The following is a 26,694-nucleotide window of genomic DNA, read 5'->3' on the forward strand; positions in this document are numbered from 1 at the left end:
CGGGCCCGGTCAGGGTTTGGCGGGGAGGGTCACCGGCTGGTCGTTGCGCAGTTCGGTGAAGGTCCGCTTCGCCTGGGGGAGGTCCCACTTCACGGCGCTGCCCTTGGGGGTGGCGAAGGAGGTGTCGGACACCGGGACGTTGAGGCGCTTGCCGTTGCCGGACGTCACGTTCTTCATGGCCTGGAAGAGCGCGGTGAGGCCCGGCAGGCCCATGTCCTTGTCCACGATGATCGTGTCCAGTCCCGCGCTCATCGTCGGATAGACCTTGGCCGGGTCGAGCAGGGTGCCGGGAGTGGCCGCCTTGTTGGCGAGCGCGGCCAGGAACTTCTGCTGGTTCTGGCTGCGGCCCAGGTCGCCCTCGGCCTCCTGGTGGCGCTGGCGGACGAACGCGAGCGCGGTGCGGCCGTCGAGGACGTGGCAGCCCTTCTTGAGGTCCGCACCCGACTTCTCGTCCTTGACGTCCTTGTCGAGGCACATCTGCACGCCGCCGACCGCGTCGACGAGGCCCACGAAGCCCGCGAAGCCGATCTCCGTGTAGTGGTTGATGCGCAGGCCCGTGTTGTGCTCGATGGTCCGCACGAGGAGGTCGGGGCCGCCGAGCGAGAACGCCGCGTTGAGCTTGTTCCTCGACGCGGCGTAGTGCTTGCCGGTCTCGGGGCGGATGTACGGCGGGACGGTCACCCAGGAGTCGCGCGGCAGGCTCATCATCGTGGTGCCGTGGGCGCCGGTGTGCAGCAGGATCATCGAGTCGGTGCGGCGGCCGGCGTCGGCCGAGCCGCCGGCGTGCAGGTCCTTCTTGGCCTTTTCGGAGAGGCCCGCGCGGCTGTCGGAGCCCACGATCAGGTAGTTGGTGCCGGCGCCGGCCGCCGGACGGTCCGCGATCTTCGCGAGGTCCACGTCGCGGTTGAGCTCGGTGTCCGCCCAGACGTACGTGCCGCCCGAGGTGACCAGGAGCACGCCGGCCAGCAGGATCGCGGCCCGGGTGAGCTTGCGTCGCCGACTGGGGCGGGCCGGGGCGGACCGCCGGCTGCGGCCACCGGTGCCGGGGCCGGAGCCGCTGCCGGGGCCGGAGCCGCTGCCGGGGCCCTGGCCGCCCGGTCCTCGCACGGGACGGACGGGCGCTCCCCCGCCGGGGTGACCGCCGCGCCTGTCCGGAAGGCCCGAGGCGTACGCGTCGGGGTGGCGCGGAGGGGTGTGGGGGGACTGTGGCGGGCCCGTGTGGGACGGGTAGGCGGCGTGGCTCCACACCTGTCCGGTTCTGCGGTGCGTCGCCTCCCCGTCGCCTCGCCGGCCTCGGTCGGGTGCCCCCTCCAGCCAATCAGTCATGGGCGGCAGTCTGCCCGCCCACGTGCCCTTCACCAAACAGTCCAGAATTCTGCACGGGAGAAATGCCTGGTGAAAGGGGGTGAGGGGCTGTCGCGGTGATCCAGTTCACCTTGCGGACGCCTGCTGTCCACCGGGGGATCCGGGCAACCTTCACAAATGACCGAGCGGTCTTTCGCTGTGCGGAGGGCCGCCGCGTCCGGGGCCGATCGCGGTCGGCGGCTCCGGCGAAACGGCGAGGGCGCCCCCGTGCCCGATGGGCCGGGGACGCCCTGTCGCCGGTCGGCTCAGCCTGCCGTGCGGCGGTCGGCGGCGCGGGTGTCCGTCATCGCGAGGACAGGCTCTCGTACGCGATCGGCTGCCCGATCTCCTGTGCCGCGGTGCCCGATCGGTGCATGCGGTGCCACTTCAGGCGGGTGCCGAGCAGGAAGGCGACCACGGACTGAATGACCACCAGATACATCAACTGCCGGTAGACGAAGAGCTGGAGCGGCATCGCCCACAGCGCCCGCACCTTCTCGCCGTCGAGCCGCAACGCGTATCCGGCACAGGCCAGTTGGAGGACGAGGAAGCCGATCCACACCCCGGCCGAGAGCACCGGGCCGCGGAAGAGCGCCCCGTACAGGGCGAACACGTCGACGATCGGCGCGAGCAGCGGCAGGGCGACCTGGAAGAGCGCGAGGTAGCTCAGGCCGCGGCGGCCGAAGCGGCCGGCCGGCCCGACCTCGACGGCGGCGTGCCGGTGCTTCCACATCGCCTGGAGCGTGCCGTAGCACCACCGGTAGCGCTGCCGCCACAGCTGGCCGAGCGAGGTCGGAACCTCGGTCCAGGCGACGGCGGTCTCCTCGTAGACCACCCGCCAGCCCGCCTGCCACATGGCCATCGTCAGGTCGGTGTCCTCGGCGAGGGTGTCCTCGCTGACGCCGCCGACGCCCATCACCGCGTCCCGGCGGAACGCGCCGATGGCGCCCGGGACCGTCGGCATGCACTCCAGCACCTCGAACATCCGGCGGTCGAGATTGAAGCCGAAGACGTACTCCAGGTGCTGCCACCTGCCGAGGAGGCGGCGGCGGTTGCCGACCTTGGTGTTGCCGCTGACCGCGCCCACCGCGGGGTGGGAGAGCGGCTGGATGAGCCGGTGGACGGCGTCCGGCTCGAAGACGGTGTCGGCGTCGACCATCACCACGATGTCGTACCGGGCGTGGGCGAGACCGGTGTTGAGGGCGGCGGCCTTGCCCGCGTTGGACTGCCGGATGACCTCCACCCGCGGGTCGTCGATCCAGGTGGCGATGTCCGCCGTCGCATCCGTCGACCCGTCATCGATCACGATGATCTGCAGATGCGGATGTGTGGAGGCGAGCAGCGAGCGGACCGTCGACTCGATGCCGGCTGCCTCGTTGTAGGCCGGCACGAGGACGGTCACCGGGTCGACGACCTCCCGCAGCCAGGGCGCGCGGGGGCGGAACCGTGTGAGACGGCGGACGTGGGCACGGGCGAAGAAGATCAGGAGCACCAGCCGCAGCACGCCCAGCGCGCCGGCGATCGCCAGCACCCAGGTCATACCGCGCACGAAGGCGTTGCCGAGGGCCTTGATCCAGATCAGGGCCTTGCCCTCCCACCGCTCGGCGGTGGAGACCGGCTTCTCGGTCGAGGGCAGCCCGATGCCGGACGTCACGGTCGTGAACTTCTCGACACCGGGGTTCTTCAGCAGCCGTTCCGTATCCGCGAACGCGGTGTCGTTCTGGCTGAACTGCCGGATCGCGCCAAGCGACGGCTTGCGGAACCACTGATCGGCGGAGACCAGGGTGTAGCCCTCCGCCGTGGCGTTCCGCGCGGCCCGCCACTCTGCGCCGCACATGGTGTCCGAGGTGGTGGTCTGCGGCAGCCGGAGCAGCCCGGTGTGCACGCCCGCGGAGCCCGCGAGCGCCTTCTGGGTGAGCGACAGCTCCAGCTGGGAGCGGACGTCGGACGACGAGCCCATGGAGGCACCGGTGTAGGTGTTCGACCCGATCTCATGGCCCTCGGCGCGAATCCGCCGCACCAGGTCCGGATGCTTGGCCGCGTCGGCGCCGTGGAGGAAGAAGGTGGCGTGCGCGTGGTGCTTGCGCAGCAGGCCCAGCAGACGGGGCGTCCATACCGGGTTCGGGCCGCCGTCGTAGGTCAGCGCGACCGTCCGGGCCGGCATCTTGGCGGTCTGCACCCGGCCCTTGTCGATGTTCACGACCGGGCCACCCTTCTCCACGGCCTCGGGCACCGGGGTGGTGCAGTCCTGCCGCGTCTTCGCGGCGTCGACCTCGTGGGTGGTCCAGCCCTCGAAGAGCAGCGCTCCGAACATCACGGGGAGCACCAGGATCAGCAGCAGCCAATGCCCACGAGGATCCCGGGCCTGTGCGTGGCGTCCCCTGTTCGCGCGGCGCCTCACGTCATGACCGCGGTGCCCTCGGCGACGGGCGACCGGCGGTGTCTTTCGAGGCAGGCGATGGTGCGGGACGCGGAGCGGGAGACCTGCCGGTGGTCAGCGGTGAGCGCCCGGTGGGGGGCGCCTCCGGCCGCAACGGCGGAGCTGCGCAGGACCTTCCCGCGCCGACCCGAAGCGTCGGTGCATGGCTGATGAACGCGTATTTTCTGCCGTTTCATGATCCGGCTGGCCTCACACATGGTGGGCGAGTGTACTCATGGTCGAACAGGGGTACGCGCCGCAGGCGAGAAGCGGCCGTTCCTCGGCCGCACCGGCCGCGAGGCGCCGCCACCGGCTCCCACAAGCGCACCCCGACCGCGTTTATGCAGGTCAGATAGGTGTCCGGGCGGGCATCCGGCCTCGGGGCACGACCGCCGCGCGGCGACCCTTGGGGTGACTTTCCACTCGGCGTTGCTCCGGAAGCGACAAACGCCTGACGAGGCGCGGCGCAGAGGTGGGTAACGGAGAGTGCACGGCAGCGGGGCGGAGCTCCCCGGCCGCCGTACGCCCGCCCTGCTGCCGATCTGCTGTCCAGCGGGCCGCGTTCGGAGCCGGCTCGGCCGGCTCGGCGGCGATGGCCTCGGGGGCCGCGCCGGTCGGTGTCGATGCGATGGCATCGCGGTGTCGGTGCGCTGTCGCGGCAAGGAGCACGCGCGTGGGAAAGGTCACCCGAAGGTCTCCGCGGCCGAGGTGGCCGAGAGACGCCGAGCGCGGCCGGGAGAAGCGGTGGAGACGCGTCGCCCGGAGTCAGAAGGCGCGCGGACCGACCTCGAAGACGGCGCCGGGCTCGAAGGCCCCGTCGAGGTCGAAGACCGCCCCGTCCTCGAAGACCGCGTCCCCCTCGGCGCCCGCGCCGCCCTCGGCCGGCGGTACGTGCCGCAGTGCCGCTCCGGTGGCCGGGGCCGGGGTGGCGCGGCAGGTGAAGCCGAGGCGGGTCAGGGCCCTGGTCACCTCGCCGGCGGTGAAATCGCGGCGGTCCTGCCGCGTGATCACCTCGCCCACCTGCTTGACGGGGTACGTACGGCGGCCGATGATCACGCACTCGCCGGTGGCGGGCTCGGGCTTGATGCCCTTCATCGCTGCCTGCACCTCACTCTTGACCAGATCGAAGGGGAAGCGGGCGATGACGCAGCGCATGGTTCCTCAACAGGGTGGGAGAGAGACGGAAGGGTGCCGGCCGAACCGCACCGGCCGGCACGGGCAGGGGCGGACGGGCCCGGGCGGAACGCCGGGCCCGTCCGTCCGTGGGAGTTACGCGGCGCTGCCGAGGGTGGACTGCCCGCGCCGGCTGCCGTTCTCCTGCCGGTTCGCGCCGCCCGCGCGGCGGGCCTGTGCGGGACGGCTGCGCCGGCCCCGCGAGGAGGAGCCGGTGCGCTTGGGGCGCTCGGTGACCGGTGCGGTGATGATGACGGGGATGCCGGAGGGAGCCTGGGCGCCGGTGATGCGGCTGAGCTCGGCCTCGCCGGAGCGGACCTGGGTGGTCTGCGGGGTGATGCCGGCGTCCGCCATCAGGCGCGTCATCTCGCGGCGCTGGTTGGGCAGGACGAGGGTGACGACGCTGCCGGACTCGCCGGCGCGGGCGGTGCGGCCGCCGCGGTGCAGATAGTCCTTGTGGTCGGTGGGCGGGTCGACGTTGACGACGAGGTCGAGGTTGTCGACGTGAATGCCACGGGCCGCGACGTTGGTGGCCACCAGCACCGTCACATGACCGGACTTGAACTGCGTCAGGGTGCGGTTGCGCTGCGGCTGCGACTTGCCGCCGTGCAGGGCCGCCGCGCGCACGCCGCTGTTGAGCAGGTGCTGGGTGAGCTTGTCCACGGCGTGCTTGGTGTCCAGGAACATGATCACCCGGCCGTCACGGGCCGCGATCTCGGTGGTCGTGGCGTGCTTGTCGGCGCCGTGTACGTGGAGCAGATGGTGCTCCATCGTCGTCACCGCCCCGGCGGAGGGGTCGACGGAGTGCACCACCGGGTCGTGCAGGTAGCGGCGGACCAGGAGGTCGACGTTGCGGTCCAAGGTCGCGGAGAACAGCATCCGCTGGCCGTCCTCACGGACCTGGTTCAGCAGCTCGGTGACCTGCGGCATGAAGCCCATGTCGGCCATCTGGTCGGCCTCGTCCAGGACGGTGATCTTCACGTCGTCCAGGTGGCAGTCCCGGCGCTCGATGAGGTCCTTGAGGCGGCCGGGCGTGGCCACGACGACCTCGACGCCGCCGCGCAGCGCGCCGGCCTGGCGGCCGATGGACATGCCGCCCACGACCGTGGCCATCCGCAGGTGCAGGGCCTGGGCGTAGGGGGTGAGGGCGTCGGTGACCTGCTGGGCCAGCTCGCGGGTGGGCACCAGGACCAGCGCGAGCGGCCGGCGGGGTTCGGCGCGCTGCCCGGCGGTGCGGGCCAGCAGGGCGAGTCCGAAGGCGAGGGTCTTGCCCGATCCGGTGCGGCCGCGGCCCAGCACGTCGCGGCCGGCGAGGGAGTTGGGCAGCGTCGCCGCCTGGATCGGGAACGGCACGGTCATGCCCTCGGCGGTGAGCGCCGCAAGGAGGGGTGCCGGCATGTCCAGGTCGGCGAACGACTCGGACGCCGGCAGCGGCGGGGTGACGGTGACGGGCAGCGCGAACTCGCCCTGGAGCGCGGGACGACGCCCGCCGGAACGGCCCTGGCCCCCGGATCGGCCCGGTCCACCGGAGCGGCGCGGGGACTGCCCCTCGGCGCGGCGGTCGCGGCCGGATCCGGCGCCGCCGCCGGAGCGGGTACGGGAGTAGCGGTCGTCACGGGATGTGCGGTTCATGCGGAACCTTCCTCGAAGCGGTACGTCGAGGAATTCCCGGCAGCGCCAAGCCGCGCAGATAAGAATCACAAAGACGGACCGAAGAAAAAAGAAAACGAAGCGGGGCGAATAAATGAACCCGCCGCGTCAGAAGGGGGCCGGGATCGGCCACAAGGGCGTCAATGCGGACGCCGGATCCGAGCTGTACGGGGCTGTGCCGTGCCGCGGAATGACGGCTTGCAGGCGGACAGCGCACCCGCACCGCCCTGCGGCCGTGGCGGCCGCACCGGGAGTTACCCGGAAAGCAACGAGCTGGGGCCCGCACCCAAGGTGCGGGCCCCAGCTTCGTACGCGTCGGGCGTCAGGCGGGAACGATGTTCTCGGCCTGGGGGCCCTTCTGGCCCTGGGTGACGTCGAAGGTCACCTTCTGGCCTTCCTGCAGCTCACGGAAGCCCTGGGCGGCGATGTTGGAGTAGTGGGCGAAGACGTCGGCGCCGCCGCCCTCCTGCTCGATGAAGCCGAAGCCCTTTTCCGCGTTGAACCACTTCACGGTGCCAGTAGCCATGTCATGTCTCCTTAGGGGCAGTGCCCGGGGCGCACACTGTGCGCGCCCCGCGTCGCCGCGATGATTGCCCCGTCCGGAAACCGGAAATACAAAAGTGCTCCCGAAGGACGCGGAGTCCATCGAGGGCACTTGAAGTTTTTGGGAACCACAACTGCAACTGAAATCGACAGTAGCACGCAACCAGTGGGCGCACACGGCAGATTCCACGGGAGATATCTCCCGGGCCACGGAAAAACCCATCCCCCCGCCGCGGCTATTTCTGTAGTTGCGGCATTAGATATGCCTCCGCCGGGCGTCACGGCGTCCCGGCGGAGGCATCGGGAAGAAGCTCGGGACGGAAGCGGCCCGGGGAAGCCGGGGAGGGCCGGGCGGGACGGCGAAGGAGAGGCGTGGCCGCATCACGTACCGGGCACCCGATCCCGGTGGCGGCGATCAAGGCGCGGCCCCGCCCCTGCCGACGACGCACCGCCGACCACAGGTCTGCTCCTGCAACAGAGGGAAATCTATGGCGACGGACATAGACATTCACGGGCCTCGTGGCTAGTGTTTCTCACGTAGCCAACGAAGTCAGTCAGAGGCGGCAGAGACGACCTGCCGCACTACACGGCACGGCAGTGGAGTCGTGGGACCAGGAAGTGCACGAGGGTCCCATGGCTGACTGCCGGGTCGGGCGGCCGCGGAGCCGCCGCGCAGGAACTCGGTCGAAGTTCCGGAAGAGCCGGAAGAAGCAGTACGAGAGAGGAGAGGAGCAGACGCCATCAGGATCGCCCGAGCGAGGATCCAGTTCGCTCGGGTACCGAAGACCCCGGATTGGCAGGTGGTCCACGGTCGAGCAACCACGATCCCCGCATCCCCGTCCGCTCGGACGCGCATGCGGAAAACGAAGGCCGGCGCAGGGCGCCGGTAGATGGTGTTGAACCCCTCGGGGCCCTGGTGCGTTAGGCACCAGGGCCCCTCGATGCGTCCTCCCGGTCCGCACCGGCGAGCCCCTCACCCGCCGGTCCACAACCCCACCGCTCCACCGGTCCTCAGCCCTGTCAGCCCATCAGCCCACCAACGAGGTGCAAGTGACTTCTAAGACCCCACCGAACACCGCCGACAAGTTCGATGACGACGACTTCCCCGCGTACACCATGGGCCGCGCCGCGGAGATGATCGGCACCACGCCCGCCTTCCTGCGAGCGGTGGGCGAGGCCCGCCTGATCGTGCCGCTGCGCTCCGAGGGCGGCCACCGCCGCTACTCCCGCTACCAGCTGCGCATCGCGGCGCGCGCCCGGGAACTCGTCGACCAGGGCACCCCGATCGACGCCGCCTGCCGCATCATCATCCTTGAGGACCAGCTCCAGGAAGCCCAGCGGCTCAACGAGGAACTGCGCCGCCCGACGGCAGACAGGAACCAACCGACCGGCTCCGGCACCGGCTCCTGAGAGACCGGCCACCGCACGGATACCGGATACCCGGGACACCCGGATACCGACGAGCTGCCGAACAGGCAGCGATCGGCCACGACGCACCCGCTCCCCCACGGACATCCCGGCATCCGCATGCCCGCGAGCACGGAAACCAGGTCGCCGATGCGGTGCGGTCGTCTCATCACCCGGTCGAGGACGTTAGTAGCTCTCTCTCAGGGGCACGCGGTCCCCTGTAGGCAGTCACCACGCACCACACCACACCGGGGTGAGCCTGATGAACCGCACGTTGAGCAGCACCACCGCCACCGTCCCGGCGGCCACCACCCTTTTCCAGGGAAGGCCGGCGACGCCGGCACGAGCACGCCAGGCGGCCCGCGTCTTCCTCGACTCCATGGCTCCGGCCGTGGAGCCGGACACCGCGGAAACCGTCGTATTGGTGGTCTCGGAGCTGGTCACCAACGCGGTACGTCACGCCGGAGGTGTCTGCTCGCTGCGTCTGGTCACCCGGCCGCACGGCATCGAGATCGCGGTGGTCGACCCGAGTGCGCGCCCGCCGCACATGCGTCAGCCGGACCTGACCGGCGACACCGGGGGCTTCGGCTGGCAGATGGTGCAGCACCTGGCGCACAGCGTCAGCGTCGCGCCGCGGCGAAACGGCGGCAAGACCGTCCGAGCCCTGCTGCCGCAGTAGCAGGGCCCGCCCGGGCGGCCTTTGCTCAGGGCTCCCGGCCCGGAGGCGCGATCCTCCCCCCGTACTCCCGGCCCGTCGTTGCTCAGCTCGCCCCGCTCACCAGCCGGTTGTGCCAGTGGGAGTACGTCGTCAGAGGGTCGCCGTCGGTGTTCCAGGGCCAGGGGGTGGCGATGCCGTTGGTGGCGCGGAGGACGGTGGCGGCTTCGGCGGTGCGGGAGGCCTTCGTCAGGGCGTAGGCGAGGACATTGAGGTCGGCGCGGGACGCCGCGTGGTGCAGGAAGCCGGGGCGGGGCCAGTCCTGGGCCGCCTGATCGAGGGCCTTGGCCGCCTGGGGCCGCCGCCAGTGGTCACCGGCGCCGATCGCGGCGACGCCGCCGGCGGACACGGTGCGCTGGTAGCCGCGGACGAGGGAGATCAGTTCCAGGCCCGCGGTGGGGGCGTCGGCCGGCATGACCGAGCGCATCCCGTCGAGCAGGTCGAGGACCTGCGAGGTGGAGCCGCATTCGTCGGGCGAGAGGTAGCCCAGGGCCTGGAGGTGCGCTTCGCGGTTCCAGGGGTCGCGGGCCTTGATCTCCTGCCAGACCGCCGCGAGGTCGGCGTAGGGCCGTCGCTCCATCCGCAGGGTGGCCAGGATCAGCACCCAGGGTATGGGGTCGGCGGGCAGGAGGTCCGCCGCCGTGCGGCAGGTCTCGCGGATGTCGTTCAGGTCGCCCGACGAGCCCTGCTGCCGGGCGAGAAGGAGGTCGGACCAGGCGCGCAGCAGAAGGGCGTTCTGGTTTCGCGGGTTGTTCCGCTGCCAGATGCCCGGCAGCGCCCGTCCGGCGGACGCGGCGAGCACCTCCAGGCGGTGCGCCTTGCGGTCCCAGTCGGTGCCGGCCTCCTCGATCACCTGCCCCACCGAGGCGACGACCGCGATGTCGAGCTGCCCGCGCGACCAGCACTTCTCCAGGCGCTGCCGGACGCGGCCGAGGTCGACGTCGTCGAGTTCGGGGGCGAGGCGGGGAAGGCTGCCTTTACGGCGTCTGAAGGCGGACATCACTACGCGACCTTACGTGGTGGGTTCACGGGCGGGCGGGCGGTGTGCCCAAGCACACCGCCCGCCCATCGAACACGTCGCGCGGGTTACCGCGCCGTGACGGCCTCCTTGTCGGAATTCCCGGTGGCCGACCGGCGCAGTCGCTCGCGCACCAGCGAGATGGCGACGACGATCGCGGCCAGGAGAACCGACAGCAGCACCTGGATGCGACCGCCGCCCTCGCTGTCGTCGGTGAGCATATAGACGAGCACGAAGGAGATCATCGCGATCGTCGCCCAGGTGAGGTACGGGAAGAGCCACATCCGGACGGTGAGCTTCTCGGGGCTCTCGCGCTGGATGATGCCGCGCATCCGCAGCTGCGAGAAGCAGATGACCAGCCACACGAAGAGCGCGACCGCACCCGAGGAGTTCAGCAGGAACTGGAAGACGGTGTCCGGCCACAGGTAGTTGAAGCCCACCGCGATGAAGCCGAAGGCGACGGAGACCAGGATCGCGGCCTGCGGGACACCGCGGGAGTTCGTCCGCGAGAAGACCTTCGGGGCGTCGCCGCGCTGGCCGAGGGAGAAGGCCATGCGGGAGGCGGTGTAGAGGCCGGAGTTGAGGCAGGAGAGCACGGCGGTCAGCACGATGACGTTCATGACCTGGCCGGCGTGCGGGATGCCGATCGTGTCGAGGGCGGCGACGTAGCTGCCGTGCTTCTCGATGGAGGGGTCGTTCCAGGGCAGCAGGGAGACCACGACGAGGATCGAGCCGAGGTAGAAGACGCCGACCCGCCAGATGACGCTCTTGGTGGCCTTGGTGACCGCGCGCCGCGGGTCCTCGGACTCACCGGCGGCGAGCGTGACGATCTCACTGCCCATGAAGGAGAAGACGACCATCAGCACACCGGTGAGGATGGCGCTGGGTCCGTGTGGCAGGAATCCGCCGTGCGCCGTGAGGTTGCTGAAGCCGGTCGCGGCGTTCTCGGAGCCGGGCAGGACGCCGAAGATCGCCAGGCCGCCCAGGACGATGAAGCAGACGATGGCGACGACCTTGATGCCCGCGAACCAGAACTCGAACTCGCCGAAGGAGGCGACGGAGGCGAGGTTGGTGGCGGTGAGGACGACCATCACGAGAAGCGCCCAGGCCCACTGCGGGACGGCCGGGACCCAGCTCGTGAGGATGGCGGCGCCGGCGGTCGCCTCGACGGCGAGCACGACGACCCAGAAGAACCAGTACAGCCAGCCGATGGAGAATCCGGCCCAGCGGCCGAGCGCCCGGTCGGCGTAGGCGGAGAAGGAGCCGGAGGTCGGGTTGGCCGCGGCCATCTCGCCGAGCATCCGCATGACGAAGACGACGAGGGTGCCGACCAGGGCGTACGAGAGCAGGATGCCCGGGCCGGCGGCGGCGATACCGGAGGCGGAGCCGACGAAGAGACCGGCGCCGATGACCCCGCCGACCGCGATCATGGACAGGTGGCGGTTCTTGAGGCCGGACTGCAGACCTGACTGGTGCGGAGCCTGACTGTTCCCGGGCGGAGCGGGAGGGGGTGCCACGGGAGCAGGGGGACGTGTGGTCATCTCGACATCCATTGCGTGGTGGGAGGGGTCATGAGCGGGGTGACTGCTGAATTCGCCTCGGTAGCAGGGCGCATGTGCGGGCCGGGTCGGGGGACGGCGGCCGTGGCAATGGCCTGAGGGGTTACGAGGACGGTGAGACCACGGACCGCGGTCTTCCCATGGCGGCGCGGGCGACGTACCGGCTGTCGCGCGGTTGCGCTCTGCTCCACCTCCTTGTGAGAGGTGAGCCGCATCACCGCCGGATGAATTTGCGCCAGCGTATGAGGAAAGACATGGCGGCGTATTTGTGAAACCGCACAAACTCACGCCGGATAACTGTTCGGCCGGCCAATGCGCAACTCGGACAAACGGGATCCATCACCGGCGGGCGGACGCGGCGACCGCGTCGGAGAAGCGTGCTCGGAGCGATCTCGCGAGGGCCTCGCGCCGCCTTCTCCGCGCAGCCTACGGGTCGCGCTCCGAGGCCGGCCGGCACGGTCCCGGTGGCCCGGAAGCCCTGCTCGTACGGCCGGACAACGCCGTCGTGGACATCTTGGCCGGCGGCACAGCAGCCTCGGCCGGCCCGCGCCCTAGCGTGAGTCCGGCATCCCGGCGGCCGCCCGCACACCGGGCCTCCCCGCCGGTCGAACGCGTGCAGCAGCCCACCGACCTCGTCGAGCAAGGGAGCTCCATGGACACCACCGGCGGACCACCCCGGCCGGACGAGAACGCGCCACCGGGCGCGGTGGACGGCATGGTCGTGATCGGGGCGACCACCCTGGCACGCCGGGTCTGTGCGGCGCTGCGGGAGAGCGGGCGTCCGGTCCGGCACCTTGCCGCACCGGACGACCAGGAGCTGCGGCACGCGCTCGCCGCGCGCCCCGCAGGCGTCGCGGTGCTGGTGGGCGACGACCTGTCCGCGCTCCGCTACGCGCTCGCCGTACGGCATGTCCGCGACTCCGTCGAGATCGTCGCCACCGTCTTCGACCGCACGGTGGCACAGCAGCTGCGCTCCCTGCTCCACCACTGCGTGGCCGTCTCACCGGCCGACCTCCTCGCACCGACGCTGGCCGGTCTGTGCCTCGACGCCGGCACCCTCGCCGTACGGCAGGACGGGGACGGCGCGGTGGCCGTCCGCCGCCAGGGCGACGCGTTCGTGGAGCGGGCGTGGCGGCCGAGCGGCACCGCCCGCCGACGCGCGCTGCTGGGCCGGCTGCGCGAACAGCTGCAGCCCCACGACGCCGACGCCCGTCTGCTGCTCATCGGGCTGCTGGGGATCGCCGCGGTGCTCGCCCTGGACTGGCTGTGGCTGGTCACCGCCTTCCACGAGCCGCCCGGTACGGCCTTCCTGGAGGCGGCGCGGGTCGTCGCCGGGGTCGGCCCGGCCGCGGCGCACCCCGGCCACCCCGGGTACGAGGTGGTGTCCGGCATCGCGATGCTGGTGACGGTCGGCTTCACGGCGCTGCTCACCGCGGGCATCGTCGACCGGCTGCTCGGGCCGCGGCTGGTCGGCGTCCTCGGGCCGCGGGTCCTGCCCCGCACCGGCCACGTCCTGGTGGTGGGACTCGGCCAGGTCGGGCTGCGGCTCTGCCAGACGCTGCGGCAGCTCGGCATTCCCGTCGTCGGCGTGGAGCGGGAGCCCGCCGCCCCCAACCTCCGGCTGGCGCGGTCGATGGGGATACCCGTCGTGCTCGCCCACGGTGAGGACCGCGAAGTCCTCGCCCGGCTCGGACTGGAGCGGGCCCGGGCGCTGGTCGCGGTCGGCTCCCACGAGCTGGACAACATCGCGGTCGCGGTCGCCGCGCACGCCGTGGCACCGGAGGTACGGGTGGTGCTGCGGGCCGGCGAGGACGAGGCGATCGCGGAGACCCGCTCGCTGCTCCCGCTCGGGCTGACCCGCGACATCACCAGGACCAGCGCCGCCTACGTCACCGCCCACCTGACCGGACAGGCGACCGGCGCGGCCCCGCGCCGCGTCATCGCCGACTCCGACTGTGACTACGTCGACCTGCCCGGCCGGGGCATGGTGCGTTGGCCCGTCCCGGCGGGGGACGGCTGCGGGCACGTGGCGGGGGCGGCCGAGTCCGGGGCCGGCTCAGGGGTCCCGGTGCCTGCCGTGGATCCGGACGCGCCTCGACGAGGCGACGCGGACCGGGACGTCGTGCGCACCGGATGACCGTGCGCGGGGCTCACAGCAACCCCTCCAGCGACGGCATCGACTCGTCCGACGACGGGTCCTGCTCGGCCCAGATGATCTTTCCGGTCGAGGTGTAGCGGGTGCCCCACCGCCGGGTGAGCTGAGCGACGATCAGCAGGCCACGGCCGCCCTCGTCGGTGGTCCTCGCGTGGCGCAGGCGCGGTGAGGTGTTGCTGGCGTCGGAGACCTCACAGATCAGCGCGTCATCGCGGATCAGGCGCAGGGTGATCGGCCCGGTGGCGTGCCGGATGGCGTTGGTGACCAGCTCACTGACGATCAACTCCGTGGTGAACAGCATCGGTTCCATCCCCCACACCGCCAGCTGCCGGCCGACGAGGGTACGCGCGCTCGCGACGACCGCCGGGTCGGTCGGCAGGTCCCAGGAGGCGACCTGGTCGGCGCCCAGGGCGCGGGTGCGTGCCAGGAGCAGCGCGGCGTCGTCGGAGGGCGGGCCGGTCAGCAGCGCCGAGACGACGTCGTCACCGATCTCCCGCAGCGTCGGCCCCGGCCCCGAGAGGGCGTTGGTCAACCGGGAGAGCCCGACGCCGATGTCCCGGTCGCACGCCTCGATGAGGCCGTCGGTGTACAGGGTGATCAGGCTGCCCTCGGCCAGTTCCAGCTCGGCCGATTCGAAGGGCAGGGCGCCGAGGCCGAGCGGCGGGCCGGCGGGCAGCTCGGGGAAGTCGACGGCGCCGTCCGGGCTGACGATCGCGGGCGGGAGGTGGCTGGCCCTGGCCAGCGTGCACCGCCTGCTGACGGGGTCGTAGACGGCGTACAGGCAGGTGGCGCCCACGAACGTGGCGGCCACGCTCTCCTGCGCCACCGCCGCCGACGGCGCCTCGCCGCTCTGGGTCTCCATCAGGCCGATGACCAAGTCGTCCAGGCGGGCGAGCAGTTCGTCGGGGGCCAGATCGAGGTGGGCGAGCGTACGGACCGCCGTACGCAGCCGTCCCATCGTGGCCGCCGCGTTGATGCCGTGTCCGACCACGTCCCCGACGACCAGGGCCACTCGGGCCCCGGACAGCGGGATCACGTCGAACCAGTCGCCGCCGACGCCGCTGGGCGCGTCGGCGGGGAAGTACCACGACGCCACCTCCAGGGCGGACCCGCCGGACAGCTCGTGCGGCAGCAGATTCCGCTGCATCGCGCGGGCGGCGGTGCGTTCGCGGGTGTAGCGGCGGGCGTTGTCGACGCACACCGCGGCACGGGTGACGAGTTCCTCGGCGAGCCGTACGTCGTCCTCCTCGAACGGGCCCTGCCGCCGCGACCGGACGAAGGTGGCGGCCCCCAGCGTGACGCCGCGCGCCCGCACCGGCACCACCATCGCCGAGCGGAAGCCGTACTCGTCGATGATGGCGGCCAGCGCCGGATCGTCCGCGACCCACGCGCTGGTGGCGACATCGAGCACCGCCTCCACCAGGGTCTTGCCGTCGCGCAGGCAGCGGGCCACGGGCGAGGCCGGGGCCCGCCTGACCACCTCTCCCATGGCCAGGCTCGCCTCCGGGCAGCCCTCACGGACCGACTGCTGCCCGGAGCGGCGCAGCACCGGGGTGCCGTCGACGGGGCCGGGGTCCGGCTCCTCGCCCCTGAGGACGGAGTCCAGCAGGTCGACGGCGACGAAGTCGGCGAACGGCGGGACGGCGACATCGGCGAGTTCCTGGGCGGTCACCGTGACGTCCAGGGTGCTGCCGATACGGGCGCTGGCGTCGTTCAGCAGGGCGAGGCGTTCCTGGGCGCGCCAGCGCTCGGTGACGTCGATGACCATGTACCAGATGCCGACGCGCCGGCCGCGGGGGTCCGCAAGACCGAAGAACGACGCCGAGTAGGCGCGTTCCTGGTGCGGGTCGGAGTAGGCGGGACTGCGGAACTCGTAGTCCATCACCGACGATCCGCTCGCCAGGACCCGCTGCATCCGCTCCTCGAACGCCTCCGCCTCCCGCCTCGGCAGCACGTCCTTCACCTGCCGTCCCAGCCGCCGCTCCAGCGGAATCAGCCGCTCCAGCACGTCGTTCACCCAGACGTAGCGGAGGCTGGTGTCCAGCACGGCCATACCGACGGGGGCGTGGGCGAGAAACGGCTCCAGCATCAACTGGTTCACCCCGCCGCCCGGCAGCCGCCACTCCTCCAGGGCCAGCAGCGACCAGCGCTCCCGGCCGGTCGCGTCGAGGAGCGGCGAGACCTGGACGGCCAGTTGGAGCGGCTGTCCGTCACGGTGGCGCGCCGCCACCGATCCGCCCCAGCCGTCCCCCGCACGGCACCAGTGCGCCACGGCGGCCGCGCGCGAGGCGTCGTCGGGCTCGGCCAGGAGTTCGGCGGCGGGGTGGTTCAGGATCTCGTCCGCCGGATAGCCGAGCAGCCGCTCCGCGGCCCTCGTCCAGGCGACGACCTGCCCGGCCTCGTCCAGTTCCGCCGTTGCGGCGTCCGCGATATCGCAGGCCCGCCCCGCCCCCTCCGGCAGATCGCTCTCCGACGTCATCATCGCCAGCCCGTCACCTCAATGCCGCGTATGGCTCATTCTAGGAGGAATACGCGATATACCGCCGTGTGAAGCGGGGCCGGGGCCGGTCGTCGGCAGCGGCGGCCGGGGCGGATCAGCCGGCCGGCGGCAGACGCAGCTGGAGCATCGCGAGCAGCCGCTGATCGGGCCGGCCCAGATCGAGGCCGGTCAGCTGCTCGGCCCGGCGGATGCGATAGCGCAGCGTGTTGGGGTGCACGTGAAGCTCGGCGGCGGCCGCCCGCACGTCCCCGAAGGAATTCAGGTACGTCAGGATCGACTCGGCCAGCTGCCCCTGGTTCCTGCTGTCGTGCGCGACGACGGCGGTCAGCCGTGGATCACGCATGTCCGGCCGCGCGGCGAGCAACGCCAGCAACTCGCTGACCAGCACTTCGGCCTGGATGTCGGGCAGTGCGGCCACCGTCGTGGCGACGCCCACGCGGACCATCGCATCGAGGATCCGGTCCGCCTCCCGGCGCGACTCGGGCACCTCGTCGAGGCGGGGCACGATGCACCCCACGCTGCCGCGCAGCGCGATGCCCAGGTGCCGGCGGGCCGCGTCGGTGATCTCCTCGCCCCAGCCGCGCAGCGTGCCGGTGTCGATACTGCGCGGCAGCTGCGGCAGGAGCACGTAGATGCGGTGATCGACCTGGGCGAGCAGAGCGCTGCGGTGCCGGGCGGCGGTGTGCACCGAGATCAGGTTCGCGACCTCGGCCCGCGTCAGCTCGGGCCCGGACGCCTCTTCGGCGCCGTAGGTGAACCCCAGCACGGCGGCCGGACGGCCGATGTCCAGCCCCAGGTGGGTCGCCAGTGGCTGCGGCCCGGTGCTGCCCTCCAGCAGCCCGGCGGACAGGGTGCGGGTGAGCGTCAGATCGGCCGAGAGCTCGCGCCGGCGGCGCACCAGGTGCTGGGCGGCGACCCGGGCCGCGCCGAGCAGCGCCTGCTCCGAGCGCTCGGTGAGCGGCGTCGAGCCCTCCTGCACCCAGATGGTGCCCAGCTGGCGCTCCCCGGAGCGGATGGCCACCGCGAGCCGGCGGCGGATCCCCATCTCGGGGTGGCTGTCGATACGGATCACCTCGTCGGAGGCCCGCAGCCGCTGGAAGACACCCCACTTGCGCAGCCGCGTCAGATACGCCTCCGGGCCCTGCCAGCCCAGGATGGACAGCCGCCGCAGGTCGTCGACCTCTTCGGAGTCGCTGGAACGGGAGTAGGCCAGCACGCGGTTCGCGGTGTCCTCGATGCTGACGATGCCGCCGGTGAGGACGGCGGTGGTCTGGGCGAGGGCGAAGAGGTCCCCCTCCTCGGGCGTCTCGCCGGGCGGGCCCTGCGGAACGTCCTCCAGCGCCGCGCGCGCCAGGGCGTCCACATGCTCCCAGCGCGCCTCGCTGCGCACCGTGAGCAGGGCGATACCGGCCTCCGCGGCGGTCTCGCTGAGGGCGGCCGCCTGGGCGGGCGCATCGAGCTTGACGGCGACGGCGGCGGCTCCGTCCCGGCCGCCCGCCCGCAGCGCGGGGAACGCGGCACGGCCCCGGGCCCCGATGGCCAGAATAAGCTCCCCGGGGCGGGCCAGCGGCGGATCCTCGGGGTCGAGCAGGGCGACGCTGCGGATCTCCACATCCAGCCCGGCGGGGGCTGCCTGCAGCTCCACCAGCGGCTCCCCCAGCGCCATCAGCAGCTGGCGCAGGCTGATGCCCCTGGCGGGTGGCGGTGCCGCGGCAACGGAATCCGAATCCATGATCGACGCCTCTGCTGGGGTCGGGTGGCCTGGGCTCATATGGGGATGGCCTTCGTACAGGCACTTCCGGATGACGTCATGACCCCCGCCCGACCACGTCACGACGAGCATCCGAGGGACGCGCAAGGCAGAACCGCCGCGCGTAGGACCACGCCAACAGTACTGATGTTATCGGCCACGGCAACCGCCTGCGGCGGGGTCGCCCGCGCGGCCCCGGGCCGGGCCCCGGAGAGGGCCGCCCGCCACATCGGGCGAGACGCGTCGTATCGCCCAGCGGGCCGTTTCCGGTCACCGGCGTCCTCACGAAGGAGAGCGGCGGTCCGGCGATACGGCACTGCCCTTCCGCACCACCGGAGCTGTTGGTCATCGAAGCTGTCCAACCCATCCATATGAATCGCGAATTGGGTATCGAGAAATGCATGTGGCCGGGTCACCGCGGAAGCAACAGGCGCCGGGGAAAAGGCGATGGGCTTTCTCTTCGGCACCGTCGGCAGGGCCCCTAATATGTTCGTGAAGCCAGGGCGCCGGGCGCCCCTTCGGGCAGTGCCTTCGTGGAGTGCGCGGCAGGCTGACGTCATTCGAGGTCCGTGGGGGCCGCATGCCGGGAGGATCCGTGAACGGGCGGGAACCGCAGGTCTCCGTGGGCGGGCGTTCCTACGACGCCTCACGTGTCGAGGCGGTGCGGGCCGAGGCCGGGCTCAAGTCGGCCCGGGAGGAGACCCGTCGGCAGTCCGCGGGCAGGACCGCCTTCGACCACCCCGAGACCCGGGCCGCCTGGAAGCGGTTGCGGCGGCGGGTGCGGGGGAGTCTGACGCTCTGGACCGTGCTGTGGCTGGGTTCGTTCGTCGCGCTGAGCGTCCTGGGCGCGGCCGACCGCCTCGGCCGCCCGGACAAGGTGACCGGCCCCTACGGAGGCATCACGTTCCTGGTCTACCTCTGCTTCCTGTATCTCCGCGTCGGCTCGCTGCGCTGCCTGGGACGGATGCGGCGCGACCTGGAAACGTACGAGTGGCAGCCGGTCCCGGCCGCGCGCCGCAACCCCCATTTCAAGGACGTCGACGGCGTGGCCGTTCAGCTTCGGCTCGACGACGCGGAGGGCGAGCCGGCCGGGGCCGGGTCGCTCCGCAAAACCGCCCCGCGGAAGACCGGGCCGGCGGAAGGAGCGGCACCCGGCCGCCTGTTCGGTGGCGCCGGTGAGCGGTGGACGGGGCTGCTGTCGGCGCGGAACCCGGCGCACCGGCGGCGCTGGACCGAGGAGATGGCGGACGGTGCGTGGTACGCCGGAGACCCCCTGGCCGCCCACCCGAAGGACCTCGTCGGGAGCGGCGTCGTGAGCACCCCGGGCGGCGGCGACCTCTTCGCGCTGACGTCGACGGACCTCACCGCCAGGCCCGCCCGCCGCTGACCGGGCGCCCGCCTTCCACAACGCGCATGCCGCCGTGAGCCGTTACGGCGCCTCCGGCTGGCATCGCGGGCACCACACGGTGCCGCGTCCCGCGATCCGGCTGTGCTCCAGGGGTTCGCCGCAGCGCGGACAGGTCGCGTCCGTATCGTCGCGGTGGCCGGTGAGCCAGGACGCGAGGGACGGCACCCGGCCCGCGCTCACCGCCTCCTCCAGCGTGCCCTGCATTTCGGTGTGGAGCCGGCCGTACTCGTCGTCGGCGAGGTCGCGGGCGGGCCGTGCGGGGTGCAGCCGGGCGCGCCACAGGATCTCGTCGACGAGCAGATTGCCGAGTCCGGCCACCGTCGACTGGTCCATCAGGACGGACTTGAGGCTGCCGCGCCGCCCGGCGAGCGCCTCGTCGAAGGCGGCGCGGTCCACCGTGGCCGCGTCGGGCCCCTGATCGGCCAGTACGCGGGCGACACCGGCATCGTCGGCCAGCCACAGGCCCTTGAGTTTGCGCAGGTCGCGGTAGCGGAGCTGCCGGTCGCCCGCCACGGTGAGGACGACCCGGTCGTGGGCGTGCGGCGGGTCCTCGGGGGCGCAGCACAGCAGCTCCCCGGTCATACCGAAGTGCAGCAGCACGGTGGGGCCGTCGGTCCGGGCGAGCAGCCACTTGCCGTGCCGCTCGGGCCGGGTGAACGTCCGGCCTTCCAGGTCACGGCGCAGACGGCCCACGCTCACGTCGTGCAGCACCCCCGCGTCGCGCACCTCGACCCGCTCGATCCGCCGGTCCTGCGCACAGGACTCCAGGATCCTGCGGAACTCCTCGACATCGGGCAGCTCGGGCATGACGTCGACCGCCAATCCTCGTGCGCCGGGCGACGGCGCCACGGGCCGGGCCCGCCTCCGGGCCGGGCGTAGACGGAACCGATGTTTTCAGGTGTTTTCAGGCATACCACGGGGGATGCGGAGGAGCGATTTTTCGCGGTCGATGCGCCCGGGGAACCCCTGGCCTCCGGGCCTCACCGGACGGCTCCGATCACGATCAGCGCGGCGCCCACCACCGCCGCGAGCCCGGTCCCCAGCCCGTAGGCCAGCACCTTGTGCTTCTCGCCGCGCAGCAGTTCCCTCTCGGACTTGACCGACAGGACGAAGGCGCCGCCCTCGTCCGGTGGCACGATCGCCAGATGGCCTGCGGCGTCGGTGGCCTCGCCATGGACGTAGAAGCGGCTGCCGGGGCGGACGAGCCACTCCTCCCGCAGATAGCCCAGGGTGCCGTCGCCGCCGCCGAGGTTCAGGCTGAGCGGGCCCAGTTCGAGGCGGTTGGCGCCCGCCGCGACCGGGTCGAAGCGGTCGAGGACCTTCTCCGCGCCGACGACCTCGTGGCCGGCGGGGTGCACCGCTACCTTGCCGGTGGCGTCCGCGACGAAGAACGCGGTGGAGCTGGAGTGCTCGGAGAGCACGTCGGTGCGCGTTCTGCGCTTCCGGTTGCCGTTGCCGTCCCGGTAGATCTCCTCGTACTTACGGGAGATCTTGTGCCGGTGCCAGACGCACTCCAGCTCCTCCAGCTCGGACCGCAGCGCACCGTCCCGGTGCGGGCGCGCGTGTCCTGCGACCTCGCAGCGGTAGCGGAAGTTGCCCGGGCCCGCGGCCTGGGCCGCCGCCTCGTGCAGTGACCTCAGGTCCCGCACCGGCAGCGTCTCGGCGCTCTCCATCGAGCGGGCGCGCGCGTGTGCGGCGCGCGCGAGGTACGCGCACACCGCCGCCAGGGCCAAACCGGCGATACCTATCCAGATCACAGCAACTCCCCGGGTGGTGTACCCCCCTCGATCGCGTGACCCTACCCGGGCCCGCCGCCGGCGCGGCACCCCTGTACGAGGGCGGGCCGCCCCGCTCCCGCCCACCCCCTTCGCCCGATACCTGCCCTTTGTGTCTTCAGTCCCGTATACGGCCTGTCAGGTGGATCGCCGGGCCCTCCCGGAGCAGGCTGAGCGCACACTCCCCCGCTCGCCCGAGGAGGCCACCCGATGGCCGCGGTTCCCCCCGCTCCGTACCGCTACGACAACCTGAGCGCCCTGTTCGTCAACTGCACGCTCAAGCGCTCTCCCGAGGTCAGCAACACCGAGGGGCTGATCGACAAGAGCGCCGCCCTGATGGCGGCGAACGGCGTCACGACCAGCGTGCTGCGCGCCGTCGACCATGACATCGCCACCGGCGTCTGGCCCGACATGACCGAGCACGGATGGGAGTCCGACGCCTGGCCGCAGCTGCACCGGCAGGTCATGGCCGCGGACATCCTCGTGCTGTGCGGCCCCATCTGGCTCGGCGACAACAGCTCCGTGACCAAGCGGTTCATCGAGCGGCTCTACGCCTGCTCCAGCCTGCTCAACGACCGTGGGCAGTACGCCTATTACGGCAGGGTGGGCGGCTGTCTCGTCACCGGCAACGAGGACGGCGTCAAGCACTGCGCCATGAACATCCTCTACAGCCTCCAGCACCTCGGCTACACCATCCCTCCGCAGGCCGACGCCGGGTGGATCGGAGAGGCCGGCCCCGGCCCGTCCTATCTGGACCCGGGCTCCGGCGGCCCCGAGAACGACTTCACCAACCGCAACGCGGCCTTCATGACCTGGAACCTGCTGCACGTGGCGGCCATGCTCAAGCAGGCCGGCGGCATCCCCGCACACGGCAACCAGCGATCCCAGTGGGACGCGGGCTGCCGCTCAGACCAGCCCAATCCCGAGCACCGGTGATCCGGCCCGGCCCGCCGCCGGCGGCTCCGGCGGGCCGGGGCGCGGCCACTACCCGGCGCTCAGGGCCGACTGGAGCACGCGCGCGGCGGAGGTGCCGAGCCCGGTCAGTGCCGTGATCCTCGTCGGGGTGCCCGGAGTGTGGCGCAGGTCGGCCTCGCCGTAGCGGCGGCAGTCCCGGTGCCAGACGAGGATGCCGGACAGCCAGTTCTCCAGTTCCTTCACATACCCGTCGAGGATCTCGCGAGCCTCCGGCGAGAGGTCGAAGTCGTCGTAGACGATGGGCAGTTCGTTGGCGGCGACATGCTGGAACTCGCGCATCCGGGACTTCATCAGGTCGTGGACGATGGCCAGCGCCGTCGGGTAGTCGCAGTCGAAGAAGTTCTGCACGACGAGGATGCCGTTGTGGACCTCGCCCTCGTACTCGATCTCCTTCTGGTACGAGAAGACGTCGTTGAGCAGGGCGGCGTAGTCGGAGGCGGAGTTCTCCAGGGCCCGCATCGGGCCGGTGCGGTAGATCTCCGGCGGCACCTGGCGGCCGTGCCCCAGACGGCTGAGGCTCATCGTGAGGTCGGAGCCGAAGGTCGCGCGGCGCATCTCGATGTAGTCGACCGGGTCGGGGATACGGTTCTGCGCCTGGTCCTCCAGCTCCCAGACCCAGCTGGCCGTCATCTTGTCGATCGCGGCCCGGAAGGTGCACCGCGCGTCGGGGGACATCGGCCCCGCGGTGCGCGCCCACAGGTCCGCCAACGCCCGTTCCAGGGCGCTGACCGGCTCCGGCACGGGCGTCGAGGAGTCCAGGGGCATGAACAGCGAGAGCCGCTCGGTGCACACCTTGGCCGAGGCCAGATCACGGGCCCGGCCGAAGACCGCCGGGTAGAAATCATCGCCGTAGGTGCCCCAGGTCAGCCACTGCGAGCTGAGGTCCAGCTCCTCCAGGGTGGCGTCCGGGTGCAGGCCGGCCGCGCACAGGGGGAGGTCGTACCTCACCAGGGCATCCTCGTCCCAGACGTCGGAGAAGGGCACCCCGGGCTGGCCGACGAGCAGGCCCATGCGGTGCGACCAGCCGACGATGTTGCGCCGGGCCGCGTTCAGATGCGGGCTGTGCGCGGCGGTGAACGGCATGTCGAAGTCCGGCAGCACGGACGGGCCGACCTTCTGGTACGGCACGTGGGTGTGGCCGCGGAGGCGCTGGTCACCGGCCGTGCGCAGCGCGGTCTTCAGGTCAGCGGCCGACGTGCCGATGCCGCCGACCGAGAAGGGGGACCAGGGCACGGCCGACGGCGCCGAAGGCCCGTCGGCGGCCGAGCCGCCACCGTTCATGTAGCGGCTGGAGCGCATGTGCCACTCGTGGCCGCCGGACTGCCAGTCCTGGAGTCCCTTGGCGTAGGCGAGGACATCGGCGCAGGCGTGCGGGGCGAGGCCCTTCTCCACGAAGAGGGAGGGGAGTTCGGTGACGACGGTGTTCTCGAACTGCTGGAGCCGTGAGGTGATGAGGTCGTTGACGGCGTCCGCGGCCTCCTGGGTGGTGCAGCCAAGGAACGTCTCCAGCACCAGGACACCGTTGCTCAACTCGCCCTCGTCCTCGGTCTCCCGCTGGTAGGAGAAGAGGTCGTTGCGCAGGTGCACCCCGTCGGAGAACGTGTCCTTCAGGACCCGCAGGGGGCGGGAGTCGGCGACGGCCGCGGGGACCTCGGCGCCGGTCGCGTACTCCACCAGGCCGGCCGACCAGGGCGCGCCGCCGACCTTGCGGCGCATCTCGATGTACTCGACGGGGTTGGGCACGCGGTGGATGTTGATGTTGGACAGTTCCCACAGCGACTCGTTGAGCAGGTGCTCGGTGCTCTCGGCGAAGCGGGCCCGCCATTCCAGGGACATGGACGGCACGGTGCGCGCCCACAGATCGGCCAGCCCGGCCTCGACCGGGTTGGTCGGCTCCGGCACGGGGGTGGACAGGTCCATCGGCATGAAGGACGGCAGCCGGTCGAGGTATTCCTTGCCACCCTTGCGGTCCAGCGTCCGCTTGAACTTCTCCAGGAAGTGGTCGTCGAAGAAGAAGACCCACACGTACCAGTCGGTCACCAAGGAGAGCGCCGGCTCAGGGGCATCGGGGTGGGTGTAGGAGCAGAGCAGCGCGTAGTCGTGGGCGTCGAGGTCGCTCTCGTCCCAGATGTTCGAGCCCTCCAGCATTCCCATGCCGCGGGCCCACTCCTTCGAATGCTTACGCGCCGCTTCCAGATGCGGGTTCAAACGCGCCGGATGCGGGGTGTAGAAGGTCGGCAATTCGAATGGCTGTGTCACCGTTCCTGGCCTCTCCCGGTACGTACGGAGGCGCGGCGCATCGCGGAACGCCCCCTGGTCGCAGGAGCACTACCCGTGGCCACTTCGCGGTAGCCCACTCCTTACGAGGGCTTGCTACCGGGCCGGGATGTTGATATGAGCGGCCCGGAATCCGGGCGAGCTGCGGCTGTCCGGTCCCGCCCTTGAAGTGCCGTGCGCCGTACGGCACTTCCCTCGGCGGCGCGCAGGGCGAGGTCCGCCAGTGCCTCCGGCGCCCCGGCCTGGCCGCGGATGCCGGGGAAGGCGTTGATGTCCACGATCAGTGGTGCGCCACCGCCGGAATCCAGCAGGTCCACGCCGTAGACGTCCAGCCCGAACGTCTCGCCGACGCGGAGCACCGCCGCGGTCCATTCGGCGGGGAGGTCACCGACCGGCAGCGGCAGTGTCGGCCCGCGTCCGTCCGGCGCGAGCTCCGAGCGGCGCAGCCCGGCGAAGAGCCGGCCGTCGATCGCCCACAGCTTGTGGTCCCAGCCGCTGTTCGCGGTGAACTCCTGTACCACCACCGGCTCTTGCGGCCAGGCGTCGGCCAGCTTCCGCAGCTCCGCGGCGCCCTCGACCCGGGCCACGAGATCGTGGCGCCTGCTGTGCCGGCTCTTGACGACCAGCGGGCCCGCCGGTGCGCCGGCCTCGGCCAGCTCGGTGAGCGTGGCCGAGGCGGAGGTGGCGGCGAACGGCAGCCCGGCCCGGCGGGCCAGCTCGGCCATGGCGACCCGGTCCTGGCACAGGGCGGTCGCCGCCGCGGAGTTGAGCACCGGGGCGCCGCGCCGCTCCAGGTCGGCGGCGAGGGCCAGCGCCCGCGGCGTACGGGACTTCAGCAGGTAGACGTCCGCCGGTTCGCCGCTGCCGGGCCGCCCGCCGGGAGCAGCGTCGTACGTCTCCGGGTCCAGCCACTCGACGTGGTGGCGGGGCGTCAGCAGCGCGGTGGTGGCGGCCAGCAGGGGGTGGTCGGGGGCCGCCGTGATCAGGCAGATCCTCACCGGGCGCCGCCCACCGCCGCCGGCGCCGGGCCGGGCATCGCGAACGGGGCTGCGGGAGCGGGGATGTGGCGCCCGGTGCCGGTGCGGGCGAGCCGCAGCACGGCGGCGGACACCCGGGCGACAGCGTCGGGGACCTGGCGGAAGCTGGGGAAGTCGTTGATGTCGACGACGACGGGGCCGTCCGGGCCGAGCAGGATGTCGGCGCCGTAGAGGTCGAGGCCGAAGACCGTGCCGATCTCGGCGGCGATCCGGGCGACTTCGGGGGTGAGGGGGACCCGGCGTTCGCGGACCGCGCGGCCGGGATGCAGCGGGGAGCGGCGCTCGGTGGCGTAGAGCTCGCCGTCGACGCAGTACACCTTGAGATCCGTGCCGGAGTTGGGGACGTAGGGCTGGGCGATGAGCAGGCCGTCGCCGGCCGGTCCGGCGTCCGGGTCGCTCAGCCGGTCCGGGGTCGCGACGAGGCGGACGTCGCGCCCGGCGCTGCCGTCGGCGGGCTTCACCACGAGGGGGAAGTCCGCCTCGGGTATCGCCGCGAACTCCTCGGGACGGGCCGCGGCGTAGGTGACCGGGACGGGCAGCCCCCGGCTGCGGGCGATCACCGCGGCCAGCGCCTTGTCGCGTACGCCGCGGATGGCCCGTGCGTCGTTCACCGTGGTCAGACCGACGGAAGCGGCAGCCTCTAACAGCGTCAGCCCCGGCCCGCCGGAGACCGTCTTGAGGACCCACGCGTCATGGCTGCCGGCCCGTACCGCCTCCGACATCCGCAGCAGCGAGCGACCGGGCCGCAGGACGTCCACCCGGTGTCCCCAGGCGGTGAGTTGGCGGATCACGTCCAGCGGCATGCCGTCGTAGCGGTACTGCTCCTCCACCAGGAAGCAGAGTCTCATCGGTCCGTCCTCGTATCGCCGCACGTCCACCGCCCGTCCGGCGGATCCATGACCCTTCGCGATCCTATGCGCCGATCACCCGGAAGCTGCGGTCTGCACCTTGTTCGGCGACAAGCGGCGGAGAGGGCGGTGTGTGTGCTT

Annotated in this window: 19 protein-coding genes; 5 read left to right on the forward strand and 14 right to left on the reverse strand. The window is 71.9% G+C overall.

Annotated elements, in window-relative coordinates; translation table 11 throughout:
- Positions 1–9: 9 nt before the first annotated feature.
- From QOM21_RS17160 to QOM21_RS17180, 5 genes are all read right to left on the reverse strand, one after another.
- Positions 10–1,326 (reverse strand): LCP family protein, encoded by a 1,317-nt coding sequence (locus QOM21_RS17160; RefSeq protein WP_407551085.1) that lies wholly within the window; start codon positions 1,324–1,326, stop codon positions 10–12.
- Between the two features lie 322 nt (positions 1,327–1,648).
- Positions 1,649–3,745, reverse strand: a complete 2,097-nt coding sequence (locus tag QOM21_RS17165; RefSeq protein WP_407551087.1) for a bifunctional polysaccharide deacetylase/glycosyltransferase family 2 protein — start codon at positions 3,743–3,745, stop codon at positions 1,649–1,651.
- Positions 3,746–4,528: 783 nt separating this feature from the next.
- Positions 4,529–4,918, reverse strand: a complete 390-nt coding sequence (locus QOM21_RS17170; RefSeq protein WP_407551089.1) for an SCO5918 family protein — start codon at positions 4,916–4,918, stop codon at positions 4,529–4,531.
- Positions 4,919–5,032: 114 nt separating this feature from the next.
- Entirely contained in the window at positions 5,033–6,568 is a 1,536-nt protein-coding gene (locus tag QOM21_RS17175; protein WP_407551091.1) for a DEAD/DEAH box helicase, read from the reverse strand.
- Between the two features lie 340 nt (positions 6,569–6,908).
- Positions 6,909–7,112, reverse strand: a complete 204-nt coding sequence (locus QOM21_RS17180; protein WP_030072012.1) for a cold-shock protein — start codon at positions 7,110–7,112, stop codon at positions 6,909–6,911.
- A 1,067-nt stretch (positions 7,113–8,179) separates the two neighbouring features.
- Between QOM21_RS17180 and QOM21_RS17185 the strand changes: the two genes are divergently transcribed.
- Positions 8,180–8,539: a MerR family transcriptional regulator gene (locus QOM21_RS17185; protein ID WP_407551092.1), complete on the forward strand. Its 360-nt coding sequence runs from the start codon at positions 8,180–8,182 to the stop codon at positions 8,537–8,539.
- Between the two features lie 259 nt (positions 8,540–8,798).
- On the forward strand, positions 8,799–9,215 hold the full coding sequence (locus QOM21_RS17190) for an ATP-binding protein (RefSeq protein WP_407551094.1): 417 nt from the start codon (positions 8,799–8,801) through the stop codon (positions 9,213–9,215).
- 82 nt (positions 9,216–9,297) lie between these two features.
- Here the strand turns inward: QOM21_RS17190 and QOM21_RS17195 are convergent, their stop codons facing one another.
- Both QOM21_RS17195 and QOM21_RS17200 read right to left on the reverse strand, forming a co-directional pair.
- Positions 9,298–10,251 (reverse strand): hypothetical protein, encoded by a 954-nt coding sequence (locus QOM21_RS17195; protein ID WP_407551096.1) that lies wholly within the window; start codon positions 10,249–10,251, stop codon positions 9,298–9,300.
- An 86-nt stretch (positions 10,252–10,337) separates the two neighbouring features.
- Positions 10,338–11,810 (reverse strand): amino acid permease, encoded by a 1,473-nt coding sequence (locus QOM21_RS17200; protein WP_407551098.1) that lies wholly within the window; start codon positions 11,808–11,810, stop codon positions 10,338–10,340.
- Between the two features lie 631 nt (positions 11,811–12,441).
- Between QOM21_RS17200 and QOM21_RS17205 the strand changes: the two genes are divergently transcribed.
- Entirely contained in the window at positions 12,442–13,965 is a 1,524-nt protein-coding gene (locus QOM21_RS17205; RefSeq protein ID WP_407551099.1) for an NAD-binding protein, read from the forward strand.
- Positions 13,966–13,978: 13 nt separating this feature from the next.
- Here the strand turns inward: QOM21_RS17205 and QOM21_RS17210 are convergent, their stop codons facing one another.
- Complete coding sequence (locus QOM21_RS17210) at positions 13,979–16,465, reverse strand: SpoIIE family protein phosphatase (protein ID WP_407551101.1); 2,487 nt, start codon at positions 16,463–16,465, stop codon at positions 13,979–13,981.
- A gap of 112 nt (positions 16,466–16,577) precedes the next feature.
- Positions 16,578–18,215, reverse strand: a complete 1,638-nt coding sequence (locus QOM21_RS17215; RefSeq protein ID WP_407551103.1) for a helix-turn-helix domain-containing protein — start codon at positions 18,213–18,215, stop codon at positions 16,578–16,580.
- A gap of 613 nt (positions 18,216–18,828) precedes the next feature.
- Here QOM21_RS17215 and QOM21_RS17220 point away from each other — a divergent pair.
- Positions 18,829–19,620 (forward strand): hypothetical protein, encoded by a 792-nt coding sequence (locus QOM21_RS17220; protein ID WP_407551104.1) that lies wholly within the window; start codon positions 18,829–18,831, stop codon positions 19,618–19,620.
- Between the two features lie 42 nt (positions 19,621–19,662).
- Here the strand turns inward: QOM21_RS17220 and QOM21_RS17225 are convergent, their stop codons facing one another.
- Both QOM21_RS17225 and QOM21_RS17230 read right to left on the reverse strand, forming a co-directional pair.
- A complete protein-coding gene (locus QOM21_RS17225; protein ID WP_407551106.1) occupies positions 19,663–20,448 on the reverse strand; it encodes an Fpg/Nei family DNA glycosylase in 786 nt (261 codons plus the stop codon).
- 173 nt (positions 20,449–20,621) lie between these two features.
- Positions 20,622–21,398 carry an E3 ubiquitin ligase family protein gene (locus QOM21_RS17230; protein WP_407551107.1) on the reverse strand — a complete coding sequence of 259 codons (777 nt, stop codon included), beginning with the start codon at positions 21,396–21,398 and terminating at the stop codon, positions 20,622–20,624.
- A gap of 228 nt (positions 21,399–21,626) precedes the next feature.
- Between QOM21_RS17230 and QOM21_RS17235 the strand changes: the two genes are divergently transcribed.
- Entirely contained in the window at positions 21,627–22,352 is a 726-nt protein-coding gene (locus tag QOM21_RS17235; RefSeq protein ID WP_407551109.1) for a flavodoxin family protein, read from the forward strand.
- Positions 22,353–22,400: 48 nt separating this feature from the next.
- Here QOM21_RS17235 and QOM21_RS17240 read toward each other — a convergent pair whose 3' ends face one another.
- The 3 genes from QOM21_RS17240 to QOM21_RS17250 form a co-directional block, all read right to left on the reverse strand.
- A complete protein-coding gene (locus QOM21_RS17240; RefSeq protein ID WP_407551111.1) occupies positions 22,401–24,650 on the reverse strand; it encodes a terpene synthase family protein in 2,250 nt (749 codons plus the stop codon).
- A gap of 101 nt (positions 24,651–24,751) precedes the next feature.
- The gene (locus QOM21_RS17245) at positions 24,752–25,666 is read right to left on the reverse strand and encodes a RimK family alpha-L-glutamate ligase (protein ID WP_407551113.1); all 915 of its coding nucleotides are present in this window, start codon (positions 25,664–25,666) and stop codon (positions 24,752–24,754) included.
- Positions 25,663–26,553, reverse strand: a complete 891-nt coding sequence (locus QOM21_RS17250) for a RimK family alpha-L-glutamate ligase (RefSeq protein WP_407551115.1) — start codon at positions 26,551–26,553, stop codon at positions 25,663–25,665. Before QOM21_RS17250 ends, QOM21_RS17245 begins: the two co-directional genes overlap by 4 nt.
- Positions 26,554–26,694 lie beyond the last annotated feature (141 nt).

This window comes from Streptomyces sp. Pv4-95 (assembly GCF_045782725.1).
GTDB lineage: Bacteria > Actinomycetota > Actinomycetes > Streptomycetales > Streptomycetaceae > Streptomyces.